Annotated in this window: 11 protein-coding genes; 5 read left to right on the top strand and 6 right to left on the bottom strand. The window is 60.8% G+C overall.

What is annotated here, in order from left to right; translation table 11 throughout:
* Positions 1–141: 141 nt before the first annotated feature.
* The gene (locus BK658_RS08305; RefSeq protein WP_123581895.1) at positions 142–1,680 is read right to left on the bottom strand and encodes an AhpA/YtjB family protein; all 1,539 of its coding nucleotides are present in this window, start codon (positions 1,678–1,680) and stop codon (positions 142–144) included.
* Between the two features lie 134 nt (positions 1,681–1,814).
* On the opposite strand from BK658_RS08305, the gene serB reads away from it, so the two are divergent.
* On the top strand, positions 1,815–3,029 hold the full coding sequence (gene serB, locus BK658_RS08300; RefSeq protein ID WP_123581894.1) for a phosphoserine phosphatase SerB: 1,215 nt from the start codon (positions 1,815–1,817) through the stop codon (positions 3,027–3,029).
* A gap of 138 nt (positions 3,030–3,167) precedes the next feature.
* On the opposite strand, the gene asd is transcribed toward serB, so the two are convergent.
* Genes asd through BK658_RS08285 form a run of 3 tightly spaced genes read right to left on the bottom strand, consistent with a single transcriptional unit; the run spans position 3,168 to position 6,443 of the window.
* Positions 3,168–4,028, bottom strand: coding sequence for an archaetidylserine decarboxylase (gene asd / locus BK658_RS08295; protein WP_123581893.1), 861 nt, complete (start codon positions 4,026–4,028; stop codon positions 3,168–3,170).
* Positions 4,029–4,037: 9 nt separating this feature from the next.
* On the bottom strand, positions 4,038–4,862 hold the full coding sequence (gene rhdA, locus BK658_RS08290; protein WP_123581892.1) for a thiosulfate sulfurtransferase: 825 nt from the start codon (positions 4,860–4,862) through the stop codon (positions 4,038–4,040).
* A gap of 42 nt (positions 4,863–4,904) precedes the next feature.
* The gene (locus BK658_RS08285; protein WP_123581891.1) at positions 4,905–6,443 is read right to left on the bottom strand and encodes an HDOD domain-containing protein; all 1,539 of its coding nucleotides are present in this window, start codon (positions 6,441–6,443) and stop codon (positions 4,905–4,907) included.
* Between the two features lie 166 nt (positions 6,444–6,609).
* On the opposite strand from BK658_RS08285, the gene motA reads away from it, so the two are divergent.
* The gene (gene motA / locus BK658_RS08280) at positions 6,610–7,461 is read left to right on the top strand and encodes a flagellar motor stator protein MotA (RefSeq protein WP_054595342.1); all 852 of its coding nucleotides are present in this window, start codon (positions 6,610–6,612) and stop codon (positions 7,459–7,461) included.
* A 162-nt stretch (positions 7,462–7,623) separates the two neighbouring features.
* Positions 7,624–8,670 (top strand): flagellar motor protein MotB, encoded by a 1,047-nt coding sequence (gene motB / locus BK658_RS08270; RefSeq protein WP_123581890.1) that lies wholly within the window; start codon positions 7,624–7,626, stop codon positions 8,668–8,670.
* Positions 8,671–8,768: 98 nt separating this feature from the next.
* On the opposite strand, the gene rsgA is transcribed toward motB, so the two are convergent.
* Complete coding sequence (gene rsgA / locus BK658_RS08265; protein ID WP_054595344.1) at positions 8,769–9,800, bottom strand: small ribosomal subunit biogenesis GTPase RsgA; 1,032 nt, start codon at positions 9,798–9,800, stop codon at positions 8,769–8,771.
* Positions 9,801–9,907: 107 nt separating this feature from the next.
* On the opposite strand from rsgA, the gene orn reads away from it, so the two are divergent.
* Positions 9,908–10,450 carry an oligoribonuclease gene (gene orn, locus BK658_RS08260; RefSeq protein ID WP_123581889.1) on the top strand — a complete coding sequence of 181 codons (543 nt, stop codon included), beginning with the start codon at positions 9,908–9,910 and terminating at the stop codon, positions 10,448–10,450.
* Between the two features lie 239 nt (positions 10,451–10,689).
* Entirely contained in the window at positions 10,690–11,301 is a 612-nt protein-coding gene (locus BK658_RS08255; protein ID WP_123581888.1) for a trimeric intracellular cation channel family protein, read from the top strand.
* Positions 11,302–11,338: 37 nt separating this feature from the next.
* Here the strand turns inward: BK658_RS08255 and queG are convergent, their stop codons facing one another.
* On the bottom strand, positions 11,339–12,403 hold the full coding sequence (gene queG / locus BK658_RS08250) for a tRNA epoxyqueuosine(34) reductase QueG (protein WP_123581887.1): 1,065 nt from the start codon (positions 12,401–12,403) through the stop codon (positions 11,339–11,341).
* Positions 12,404–12,462: the final 59 nt, after the last annotated feature.

Raw genomic sequence — 12,462 nt, 5'->3', positions numbered from 1 at the left:
GCAGGCTTGCTCCCACAGTGGATTTATGGGTGGCCGAGATCACTTGTGGGAGCGAGCCTGCTCGCGATGAGGCCGGAACAGACAACAAAAAAGCCCGCAGACGATTACTCATCTGCGGGCTTTTGGGTTCACGGGCCGGGCTCAGCTCTTGGCGCGTGTCTCATGCATGCGCGCCAGTTGCCGCTCCAGCATTGACGGGTAGGGCTCCATCAACCGTTCGACGCAGCAAGCGCCTTCAGGGCTGGCGATTGGGCGAATCCGTGCACGTTGGCGGATCAGTACGTCGTCGCTGATCTTGCGTTCCACCAGCAGCAGGTTTCGGCTGTGTTGGGACAATGCGAGAGCGTCCTGAGCCGTTTCGGTCAGCAGCAGATCAATCTGGCTGAGGCCGAAGAGCCCGTCACCCAAGGTCAGGCCCAGCTGTAATTGCAGGGTGATGCCGCTGTCGGCGACTTCGATCTGCAACTGGTGGCCGAGCGCACGCAGCAACTCCCCGCAGCAAATGGCGTTGGTCAGGTAGTCGTCACCGCTGTCTTCACTGTGGAACAGCATCAGCGTGCTGCCATCGTTCAGGGTGTGCAGTTCGCTTTCATACAGCGAAGCCGCCTGGTCCAGGCAGTCGCGATAACGCTCCAGCAGTTCGGTCAGGCGTGCGCGTGGCAGGCGGCGCAGTTGCTCCTGAGCACCCAGTTGCACCGCCAATACTGCGCTGTGCTGTGGTTGCGCCGGGGCAGCAGGCTTGGATTGCGGTTTGGCGACGGGGGCGGTGACAGCGGTGTCGCGCAGGTCGGCAAACGGATCTTCTTCGTCCAGTTCGTCTTCTTCAGCGCTGACCACGTGCCGTGCCATCGGTTTCAGGCCGGCCACCGGAGCGCTCTCGTCGAAACTCGGGTCGCGCAGGTTACGCACTTCGAAGCTCGGCTCGGCCTCTTCAGTGTCTTCGTAATCGTCGAATTCAGGCTCTGGCTCGGGTTCAGGTTCGACCTTTTCAGGTGCGAAGCTGCTGTGGAGCTGACGGGCCAGGTCACCGATTTCGTCCTGGCGCTGAGTTGCCGGGGTGTGTTCGTCGATGTCACGCAGCCACACCCGCAATTGCAGCAGCGGTGTGGAGATGTGCCGACCCAGGCGCAAGCTCAGGGCCAGGGACAACGCCAGCAGGATAGCGCTGAGAATGCCCATGCTTTGCAGGCTGATGGTCATCGGCTGCTGGAACTGCGCCATGTCCAGGCTGATCCGCAGTTGACCGGCCGTCACGTCCTGAAAGGTGATCTTGCTCTCGTACATGCCTTCGGCTTCGCCCAGCAAGCCATGCTTGGGACGCTGTCCGGCCTCGGCGAGAATCCGGTTGTCCACGCTATAAATAGCCGCGTGAGCCACCAACGGATTCTTGGTCAGGTTGTTCAGCAACACGTTGAGGCTGAGGATGTCGTTGGACACCAACAGTTCGGTCGCTGACATCGCTGTCTGGGTGGTCAGGCTCTGGCCGAGGGCATCCGCTTGCTCGTGCATGGCCTGTTTGAACTGCAGACCCATCACGCAGGCGTAGATCACCAGGGCCAATGCGACCAGGATCACGTTATGGCTGGCAATGCGCAATGCAATCGGTACACGGCGATGGCGCAGTGCCCGGAAGATCAGCAGAAAGAAGTTATCGGTTTTGACTGGCGTAGGCCGGTTCACTGAGCTCGGCTCTTTTGTCCGTGAAGTTGACGCGCAGTATAGCGACAGGCCCCAGACCGGCAAAGCGCTCGCTGTGCCCGATGGTCACTGAAAGTGGGTAGAATGCGGTTTTTTTCCACTTGCGGGGGTGCGCCTTGCGCGAAATCGTCCTGATAAACATCACGGGAGTCGACCGTCCGGGTCTGACTGCAGCCATTACCGGTGTACTGGCACAGGGTGGTGTGAACATTCTCGACATCGGTCAGGCGGTGATCCACGACACATTGTCGTTCGGCATCCTGGTTGAAATTCCCGACACCGACCAGGGTTCGTCGGTGCTCAAGGACATCCTGTTCAAGGCCTATGAGCTGGGGCAACAGGTGCGTTTCACGCCGGTCTCCGAAGAGGATTACCAGCAGTGGGTCGGCGCTCAAGGCAAGAAACGCCACATTGTGACCTTGCTGACCCGCAAAGTGACGGCCGAGCAGTTGCAACGCGTGAGCACGATTACCGCCAAATACGGGCTGAATATCGATCACATCGACCGTCTGTCCGGGCGTATGCCGCTGGACACTCCGGCCGACAAGGGCAAGGGTTGCATTGAGTTTTCCGTGCGTGGCGAAGCGGCCGATCCGCAGGCCCTGCGTGCCGAATTCCTCAGCGTGGCCCAGGAGCTGAACGTCGATATCGCCTTCCAGGAAGATTCGCTGTTCCGTCGTAACCGTCGTCTGGCGGTGTTCGACATGGACTCGACACTGATCGAAGCCGAAGTCATCGACGAACTGGCCAAGGCCGCCGGGGTGGGCGAGAAGGTTTCGGAAATCACCGAGCGGGCGATGGCCGGCGAACTGGATTTCCGCGCCAGCTTCAAGGAGCGCCTGGCCTTGCTCAAAGGGCTGGACGTCAGCGTGCTGGACTCGATCGGGGCTTCCCTGCGCCTGACCGAAGGCGCTGAGACCTTGTTCGCCGAACTCAAGCGTCTGGGCTACAAGACGGCCATTCTGTCGGGCGGCTTCACCTACTTCGCCAAACAGCTGCAAGCCAAGCTGGGCATCGACTATGTGTTCGCCAATGAACTGGAAGTGGTCGACGGCAAAGTGACCGGTGTGGCTGTCGAGCCGATCGTCGATGCACAGCGCAAAGCCGATTTGCTGCGTGAACTGGCGCACAAGGAAGGCTTGCGTCTGGAACAGACCATTGCCGTCGGCGACGGTGCCAACGATTTGCCGATGCTGGCGATTGCAGGTCTGGGGGTGGCGTTCCGTGCCAAGCCGCTGGTCAAGCAGTCGGCCAAGCAGGCGATTTCGACCCTGGGTCTGGATGGTGTGCTGTATCTGCTGGGCTTCAGAGACCGCGACGGTCAACTCTGAGCCTGACCAACCTGATCGTTCCCATGCTTCGCGTGGGAATGCATCCGGTGACGCTCTGCGTCACGCTTGAGAAGGGACGCGGAGCGTCCCGGGCGGCGTTCCCACGCGGGAGCGTGGGAACGATCATATGCGCAAGGATCAGGCGTTTGGCAAGCCCATGCCTTGGCCCATCATCATTGGCGAACCAGCCGCCAGCTCTTCAGCCCACTTCACTTGATCCGGGCCAAACAGTACGACCGCCGTCGAACCCAGTTTGAAGCGACCCAGCTCGGCACCTTTTTCCAGGTGAATCGGCGCGCGGGCGGCTTCGTCGTAGCGGAAGGTTTTCAGTTCGCGCTTGGGCGGCGTTACCAGCCCGGCCCAGACGGTTTCGATCGAAGCGACGATCATCGCACCGACCAATACCACAGCCATTGGCCCGCGTTCGGTGTCGAAGATGCACGCGACGCGCTCGTTACGGGCGAACAACTCTGGAACGTTTTCCGCGGTGGTCTGGTTGACCGAGAAGATCCGGCCCGGGATGTAGACCATTTCGCGCAGGGTGCCGGCCAGCGGCATGTGTACGCGATGGTAGTCTTTGGGCGACAGGTAAATAGTGGCGAAATTGCCGCCCATGAACGGCGCAGCGTTCGCCGCATCACCACCGAGCAATTCCAGCACGCTGAAACTGTGGCCCTTGGCCTGGAACACGCGACCGTGCTCGATCGGGCCGAGCTGGCTGACGGCACCGTCAGCCGGGCTGAGGATCGCGCCCGGGGTCTGGTCCAGCGGGCGGGCGCCATCTTTCAGTGCGCGGGTGAAGAACGCGTTGAAGTGTTCGTAAGCGGTCAGGTCCTCGACCAGCGCTTGCGACATGTCCACCTGATAACGCTTGGCGAACCAGGCGGTGAAGGCGTTCTTGAACCAGCGCACGCGGCATTCGGCAATGCAGCCGGCCAGACGCGAGAGCAGGTGATGAGGCAGCAGGTACTGGCTGAGGATAAACAAACGCTTTTTCATTAACTGTCCTTAAGAACCTTGAATCTCAACAGGCGTATCGGGGTGGTTGCCCCATTCGCCCCAGGAGCCGGCGTAGCCTTTGACCCGCGGATAACCGAGCGCCTTGGCCACCAGATAGGTGAAGCCAGAGCGATGGTGGGTCTGGCAGTGGGTAATCACTTCTTTGTCTTTGCTGATCCCGAGCTGTTCGAGGATCTGCGGCATGTCGCTACGGATGCGCAGGTTGCGCGCCTTGTCCATGCCGGCGGTCCATTCGAAATTGACTGCGCCGGGGATGTGTCCGCCCTTGGCGGCGAGGACTTTCTCACCGGAATATTCCAGCGGCCCGCGTGCGTCCCAGATCGCCAGATCGGCGGCGCCGAGACGGCTTTGCAGGTATTCGCGGGTGGCGGTGGGCTCGTCGTGCAAGGTCAGTGCAACCGGGCCACCGACCGGGGCCGGGATCTGGATTGACATGGGCAAGCCTTCTGCCAGCCAGGCCAGCAGGCCGCCGTCCACGTAGTGGTAGTTGCTGTGGCCAATGACATCCAGCAGCCAGATGAAACGTCCGGCCCAGCCACCGCCTTCGTCGTCATAGACCACGTAGACCGCGTCCGGGTTATGCCCCAGTTCGCCGAACAGGGCTTCAAGTGCAGCGAGCGGCGGCAGCAGGCCCGGCGCCGGCGGATGACCCAGTTGAGTACGTTTGGGGTCGACGAAGCGCGCGCCGGGGATGTGGCCTTCGGCGTAGCGGGCGCTGCTGGTCAGGTCGACCAGAATCAGTTCGCGAGCATCGAGACGGGCGAGCAGGTCGCTCGGTTCGATGACCAGCGACAAGCCAGAGAAGTCAGACATGTGAGGTCTCCAGAGCACAAAGGGGAGGATTGTAGCGCAGCGTTATTGTCCGCGGTTGCTAAAGCTGTGCAGGGCCTTTTCGATGCACTGTGCCGTTTTGCCGAAGGCTTGCACGGTGATTTCCGAAAAGGGACCGCCGCCCTGATCCGCCACGACCAGCATGATCACCCGGCCATTGTTGACCAGTGAACGCAACAGCAGGTGCTCGCCGCCGAACAGTGCTCGCAGGCTGGCAGGCAGCAAGGCTGAAAATTGTGCGTTGTTGGCTGGCGTCAGTCGCACCTGAGCCTGTTGCGAGAGCAAACGTTGCAGCACGGTGCTTTGGCTGACCACAACGTTCAGCGTAGCGGCTTCTTTAGGCAGGCCGTGAATCTGGTGCACGCGCAATTGGCTGTGCGTGCGATCAGCCATCAGAATCATCACCCGACGCATGCCGCAGGCAACCAGCGCGTCCCGGGCGGAGGTGGACAGGTGCATGGCATTGGTAAAGCGGCTCGGCTCCGCCAGCAGTTCTGCGCATTGTTTGCGCCACTTTGTCAGGTCTTCAGCGGTGGGGGCGGGCGCCGGAAGCTGGCCGCGATGAAGGCGCCGCTCGTCCCACGGCCAGAGCAATGCCCCGGCGGGATGCCAAAGGTCCGGCATGGCGTGGTTGCGGGCGCTGAGTGCGGCTTGCTGGTGCAGTTGCTGCTGGACCTCGTCCATCGGCATTTGCAGGTAGAGGCTGGTCAGAAACTGCCAGCGCAGACAGTGAGGGCTGCTCCAGGCTTGCTGTGCCGATAACGCCAGACCATTAGCCAGCAATACCGTGTTGGCCGGTTGATTGAGCCAGCGGCGCAGCGTCGGGTCGTCGTCGAGGCGGTTTTGCTGGCGCAACGGGTGCTCGGCGTCGCGGGCGATATGCACGACTTTCGCCAGTTCGTGTTGTTCATCCAGCAGCAATCGATAGCCTTGTCCTACCCAGATTGGCAGGCGCCAGACTTCCACCAGTGCCTGGCCGAGTTTGAGCAGGCGTACGCCGAACAATTCTTTTTCGACCTTGCTGGCTGGCTCGCGCTTGTGCAGGACCCGCAGCTCCCAGTCTTCCAGCAGTTGTGGGAAGGTCAGGGCCAGAGGCCAGAACGGCGAGAGGAACAGCAGGCTACCCCAGTGGATGTCCTGCCAGAGCCGCGCCAGGCGACTGGCAAAAAAACCATTGGCCTGTTGGGTCGCATGCTGGCTGATCAGTTGCAGCTGGCGCAGGGCCGGCGGGATTTCGTTCTCGGGCAGGGCGGGCAGGCGCGCGAGCAGTTCTTCGGTGCGCTTGAGACCGAGGCGGTTGATCGCCACTTCCAGGTTCTCGCTGGGCTCGCTCATGCTGCCGTGGGTGTGGCGATTGGCTTCGCGGATGACGCTGAGGGCCAGGGCCGGGCTGCCCTGCATCAGTTCGGCAATATCGCGCAACGAGCTGCGATTGTCGGCGATAGCCTTGCAAACGCGATCATGGCTGGCTCGCGGCACGGGCAAGGTTACGCCATCGAGCAGCTTGACCCAGCCTTCGAGTGTGGTCGGTCTAGCAGTTGGAACGGTCGTTTCATTAGCCATGGTTGGACGCGATCATCGTCTGCATTAAACACGCCCGGAGCGGGCCAAATTAGCTTTTCGCCTTAACTGGCTATAGTCTGGCGCAGTTTTGCCGATAAGTAGAAGAAGAGATTTTTTAACTTCCGAATATGACCTTGAACCCGACTTAAGTAAGTACCTTCTACCTATGGCTAAAATTATCGGCATCATCGTCGTATTCGCGAGCGTGCTCGGCGGATACGTGCTTTCCCACGGCAAGATTGCCGCCCTGATCCAGCCTTTCGAGGTGATGATTATCGGCGGTGCGGCGCTGGGTGCATTCCTTCAGGCCAACCCCGGTCACATGACGATGCACGTGCTCAAGAAATCCTTGGGCATGTTCAGTTCGCGTTTCAATCACACCTTCTATCTGGAGGTGCTGGGCCTGATCTACGAGATACTCAACAAGAGCCGTCGCGAAGGCATGATGGCCATTGAAGGCGATATTGAAGACGCCGCTGCCAGCCCGATTTTTGCCAAGTACCCGGCGGTCCTCAAAGACGACCGCATGACCGCGTTCATCTGCGATTACTTGCGCATCATGTCGTCCGGCAACATGGCGCCGCATGAGCTTGAGGGCCTGTTCGACATGGAACTGTTCAGCCTCAAGGAAGACCTCGAGCACCCATCCCACGCGGTCAACGGTATCGCGGATGCCATGCCCGGCTTCGGTATCGTTGCGGCGGTACTGGGTATCGTGGTGACCATGGCCTCGCTGGGTGAGGGCGATCAGAAGTCCATCGGTCTGCACGTAGGTGCCGCACTGGTCGGTACCTTCTTCGGTATTCTCGCGGCCTACGGGTTCTTCGGCCCGCTGGCGCACTCCCTGGCTCACGATGCCAAGGAAGAGCTGAACATCTACGAAGCCATCAAGGCTTCGCTGGTGGCTTCAGCCTCCGGCATGCCGCCATCGCTGGCGGTGGAGTTCGGGCGCAAGGTTCTGTACCCGGCACACCGTCCGAGCTTTGCTGAGCTGGAACAAGCGGTTCGCGGTCGATAGTGCTTTGTCTTGCAAATACGTTCCTTTTTTGGCGAGTGCCTGTTGTTGCCAGACAAGGCGCCGCGACGAGTCATAGCCCGCTATGGCGAGGAGCGGCAACGCCGTATGGCGACAACAGGCACCGCCAGAAAGGAACAGTATTTGTGAGACAGAGCACTTAACATGGAAAATAATCAGCCGATAATCATCAAGCGCGTCAAGCGCATTGCTGGCGGGCATCACGGGGGCGCGTGGAAAATCGCCTTCGCTGACTTCGCGACGGCGATGATGGCGTTCTTCCTGGTGTTGTGGCTGTTATCCACCGCCACACCGGAACAGAAGATCGCCATCGCCGGTTACTTCAAGGACCCGATCGGCTTCTCTGAAAGCGGTACGCCGTACATCATCGATCTCGGTGGCACCCCGGTGCTGGCGCCGGACAAGACCCTCAATCCCGAGGTCAAGTCTCAGCCGCAGCCGGACAAGGTCACTGTCGATACCGATCAGGTCGAGAAAATGGCCGAGGAAGTCGAGAAGGAGCGCCTTGAACTGTTGCTGCAAGAGTTGCAGAACAAGGTTGAAGAGAACCCGCAGTTGAAGAAGTTCAAGGACCAGATTCTTTTCGACATCACGCCGGATGGTTTACGCATCCAGATCATCGATTCCGAAAATCGGCCGATGTTCGACTCTGGCAGTGCCCGCTTGAAACCGTACTTCGAAGACATTCTGCTGGCCATGGCTGACACCATCAAAGCGGTGCCGAACAAGATCAGCATCGGTGGCCACACCGACGCCAAGCCTTATGCGGGCACCGGCGATTTCGGCAACTGGGAGCTGTCGGCCAACCGTGCCAGCGCCGCTCGTCGTGCGCTGGTTGCGGGTAGCTATCCGGATCAGCAAGTGGCGCGGGTGGTCGGTTACGCCTCGTCGGTGTTGTTCGATCGCAAAAATCCGCTCAATCCGGTCAACCGCCGTATCGACATTGTCGTGCTGACCAAGAAGGCCCAGCGCGCCATCGAGGGTGATCAAGGTGCGGAACCGGCACCAACACCGACACCGGGGCAGGGTGCTCCGGGTGAAGTGCCTGCCGTGCCTGCCGATCCGAACGTCTTGCCGGCGGACAAGGAACCCCTGCCGGCGCATGAGCTTCGGGAACGCTTGAACCTGTTCGACGCTCCGGCACCGAAAGCCGGCGACCCGGCCAAACCGGCCGAGCCTCCCAAGCAGTGATCCAATAAAAAGCCGCGATGATCGCGGCTTTTTATTGTCTGTCGGTGCGCCAGTGGGCGGTCAGCAGCCTTCAGTGTCGGGGCTGCTGAGCGCTCTGGTTAATAGCTGGTTTCGGGCAAGCTGGCGATGATCGAGCGGTAGCTGTTCATGCGTTGCTGTTGCACGCGGCCTTCTTCCAGTGCCTTGAGCAGGGCGCAACCGGGTTCGCGGTCGTGCTTGCAGTCGCGGAAGCGGCAGGTGCCGATCAAGTCGTTGAACTCGATGAAACCGGCTTCGACGTCGGCACGGCTGACGTGGCCCAGGCCGAATTCCCGAATACCCGGGGAGTCGATCAGCTCACCGCCGCCGGGGAAGTGGAACAACCGCGCGGTGGTGGTGGTGTGGGTGCCCTGGCCGGACAGTTCGGACAGCGGGCCGACACGGGTTTCGACTTCCGGCAGCAGGCTGTTGACCAGCGAAGACTTGCCGACGCCGGACTGACCGACGAACACACTGATGCGCCCGTCCAGTTGTTCCTGCAACTGCTCCATGCCATTGCCATGGTGCGCCGAGACTTCCAGCACCGGGTAACCCAGTGTGCGGTAGACCGCCAGCAAGGCATTCAGCGCCGGGGCATTCTGCTCGTCGATCAGGTCGAACTTGTTGAGCAGCAGCAGCGGGCGAATACCGGCGTGTTCGGCGGCGACCAAGTAGCGGTCGATCAGGTTGGCATGAGGCTCGGGCAGCGGGGCGAAGACGATCACGATCATGTCGACGTTAGCCGCTACCGGCTTGAGCTGGCCACGACTGTCGGGACGGCACAGTTCGGTTTTACGCGGCAATTGCGCGACGATCACGCCGATGCCCTGGTTGCCGGCGCGCCAGACCACCTGGTCGCCGGTCACCAGCGCAGGCAGGTTGGCCCGCAAGTGGCAGCGGAACACCTGGCCGGCCAGTTCGCCGTCGCGGGCTTCGACCTCGACCTGAACGCCGAAGTGAGCGATTACCAGGCCCGTCTGCTCGGGGCCAAGGTCGCCGCCCTCGAGCGCTTCGACGGCGGAGGATTCGCGTTTGGCGGCGCGGGCAGCGCGCTCACCTTGAATCTTTTCGATGCGCCAGTTTTGACGACGATTGAGTTGGCGTTTGGCCATGGGTGTTCCGTGTGGATAATGCAGCGATTAGGTAAAACGGCCGCGAGTTTAGCACGCCCAGAGAGTCCTCTAGGCTAAACTGCATGCCTACGCCGAGGAGCCGACACATGCAAAACCCGCAGAATCTGATTTGGATCGATCTGGAAATGACCGGTCTGAACCCTGACACCGACGTCATCATCGAGATGGCCACCATTGTCACCGACAGCAATCTCAACACCCTGGCCGAAGGCCCGGTAATCGCCATTCACCACAGCGACGAGATCCTGGCGGGCATGGACGAGTGGAACACCCGTCAACACGGTGGCTCTGGCCTGACCCAGCGGGTACGCGACAGCCGCATCAGTATGGCTGAAGCGGAAACCCAGACCATCGCCTTCCTGGAAAAATGGGTGCCGAAGGGCACGTCGCCGATCTGCGGCAACAGCATTTGCCAGGATCGGCGCTTCCTTTATACGCACATGAAGGCGCTGGAAAGCTACTTCCACTACCGCAACCTCGACGTCTCGACCTTGAAGGAACTGGCCGCACGCTGGGCTCCGGACGTTCGCGACAGCTTCAAGAAGGGCAGCACGCACCTGGCACTGGACGACATCCGCGAGTCGATCGCCGAGCTGCAGCACTACCGCACGCATTTCATCAAGTTCTGATACCCAAGTATTGAGGGCTAGTGTGGCGAGGGGGCTTGCCCCCGTTCGACTGCGAAGCAGGCGCAAACCCGGTTGGTGCGATGTTACTGAAGAAGCGTGGTCGCAGATTTTGGGGTCGCTCCGCAACCCAACGGGGGCAAGCCCCCTCGCCACAGGTTGTAGGTGAAATGCTACTGCGCCCTCTTTTGGTGCCCCGGCGATCTGAGTAGACTGCGCGCCTTCTCGTAAGGACCGCCACCATGTTGCTGATGCTCTACCTGATTGCCATTACCGCTGAAGCCATGACTGGCGCATTGTCTGCCGGTCGGCGTGGCATGGACTGGTTTGGCGTGGTGCTGATCGCCTGCGTGACGGCGCTGGGCGGTGGTTCGGTGCGTGACGTGCTGCTCGGACACTACCCGCTGACCTGGGTCAAACACCCGGAATACCTGGTGTTGACCTCGGCTGCGGCAATGCTCACGGTCTTTACCGCACGCTGGATGCGCCATCTGCGTTCGCTGTTCCTGGTGCTCGATGCCGTGGGGTTGGTAGCGTTTACCCTGATCGGCTGCATGACTGCGCTGGAAACGGGCCACGGCATGCTGGTGGCGTCGGTCAGCGGAGTGATCACTGGAGTGTTCGGCGGCATCCTGCGCGACATCTTCTGCAACGACATCCCGCTGATCTTCCGGCGCGAGCTCTACGCCAGCGTCTCGTTCGCTGCCGCGTGGTGCTACATGCTCTGCCTTTACCTGCAATTACCTGGCGAACAGGCGATCCTGATCACCTTGTTTGGCGGCTTCCTGCTGCGCTTGCTGGCGATTCGTTTCCACTGGGAAATGCCCAAGTTCGTCTACAACGACGAAGCCTGACACCACAAACCCACGTAGGAGCAGCCTGCGGCAGCTCCTACGAGAGTCCGTGTTGTTTCAGGGCCCATTGCACATGCTCACGTACCAACTCCGATGGGTAATCGGCCCGCGCTTTCAGGGCTTCCAGCACCGGAATTGTTGAAGGCGCATTGCCAAGCCCCACAGCCAGGTTACGCAGCCAGCGCTCATAACCGGCGCGGCGCAGCGGCGAGCCTTCGGTGCTGCTGAGGAATTTGTCTTCATCCCACATGAACAGTTCCGCCAGCTCGGCGTTGTCGAGGTTGTGTCGCGGTTTGAAGTCGCTTTCGCCCGACGGGCGGGCGAAGCGGTTCCACGGGCAAACGATCTGGCAATCATCGCAACCGAACACCCGGTTGCCGATCAGCGGCCGCAAATCTTCGGGGATCGCCGTTTTCAGCTCGATGGTCAGGTACGAAATGCAGCGGCGGGCGTCCAGTACATAGGGGCCGACAAAGGCCTTGGTCGGGCAGATATCCAGGCACGCCGTGCAGCGCCCGCAGTGTTCGGTGCTGTGAGGCGGGTCGACCGGCAGCGGCAGGTCGACGAACAGCTCGCTCAAAAAAAAGTAACTGCCGGCCTTGCGGTTCAGTACCAGAGTATTTTTGCCAATCCAGCCGAGACCCGCCTGTTCGGCGATGGCTTTTTCCAGCACCGGGGCGCTGTCGACGAAAGCCCTGTAGCCGAAGGGGCCGATGACCTGCTGAATCTTCTCAGCCAGTTGCTGCACGCGTTTGCGGATCAGCTTGTGGTAGTCGCGGCCCAAGGCGTAACGCGAGACGTAGGCTTTTTCCGGCTGGCCCAGGCGCTTGGCCATTTCAGTGTCGCCCGGCAGGTAGTCCATGCGCAGCGAAACCACCCGCAGCGTACCCGGCACCAGCTCTTCCGGGTGTGAGCGTTTGCTGCCGTGAGCGCCCATGTAGTCCATTTCGCCGTGGTAGCCGGCTTCAAGCCAGCGCTCCAGGTGTTGTTCATGCTCAGCCAGGTTCAGACCACTGATGCCGACTTGTTGAAAACCCAACTCGCGGCCCCAGTCTTTGATCGATTGGGCGAGAGCAGGAAGATCTGTGGTAATTGCAGGCATGAGACAGGGGAAACCGGAGCTGAGGTGCGTATAATTCTGCCAGACATCGGAGCCTGAAG

Origin of the sequence: Pseudomonas brassicacearum (assembly GCF_003732175.1) — a bacterium.
GTDB lineage: Bacteria > Pseudomonadota > Gammaproteobacteria > Pseudomonadales > Pseudomonadaceae > Aquipseudomonas > Aquipseudomonas brassicacearum_G.
This window is presented reverse-complemented; position numbering and strand designations above follow the sequence as displayed.

Coding starts and splice junctions, on each gene's coding strand:
- asd (WP_123581893.1), bottom strand. CDS start 4,028: ATGAAAAAGCGTTTGTTTATCCTCAGCCAGTACCTGCTGCCTCATCAC.
- rhdA (WP_123581892.1), bottom strand. CDS start 4,862: ATGTCTGACTTCTCTGGCTTGTCGCTGGTCATCGAACCGAGCGACCTG.
- BK658_RS08285 (WP_123581891.1), bottom strand. CDS start 6,443: ATGGCTAATGAAACGACCGTTCCAACTGCTAGACCGACCACACTCGAA.
- motA (WP_054595342.1), top strand. CDS start 6,610: ATGGCTAAAATTATCGGCATCATCGTCGTATTCGCGAGCGTGCTCGGC.
- motB (WP_123581890.1), top strand. CDS start 7,624: ATGGAAAATAATCAGCCGATAATCATCAAGCGCGTCAAGCGCATTGCT.
- rsgA (WP_054595344.1), bottom strand. CDS start 9,800: ATGGCCAAACGCCAACTCAATCGTCGTCAAAACTGGCGCATCGAAAAG.
- orn (WP_123581889.1), top strand. CDS start 9,908: ATGCAAAACCCGCAGAATCTGATTTGGATCGATCTGGAAATGACCGGT.
- BK658_RS08255 (WP_123581888.1), top strand. CDS start 10,690: ATGTTGCTGATGCTCTACCTGATTGCCATTACCGCTGAAGCCATGACT.
- queG (WP_123581887.1), bottom strand. CDS start 12,403: ATGCCTGCAATTACCACAGATCTTCCTGCTCTCGCCCAATCGATCAAA.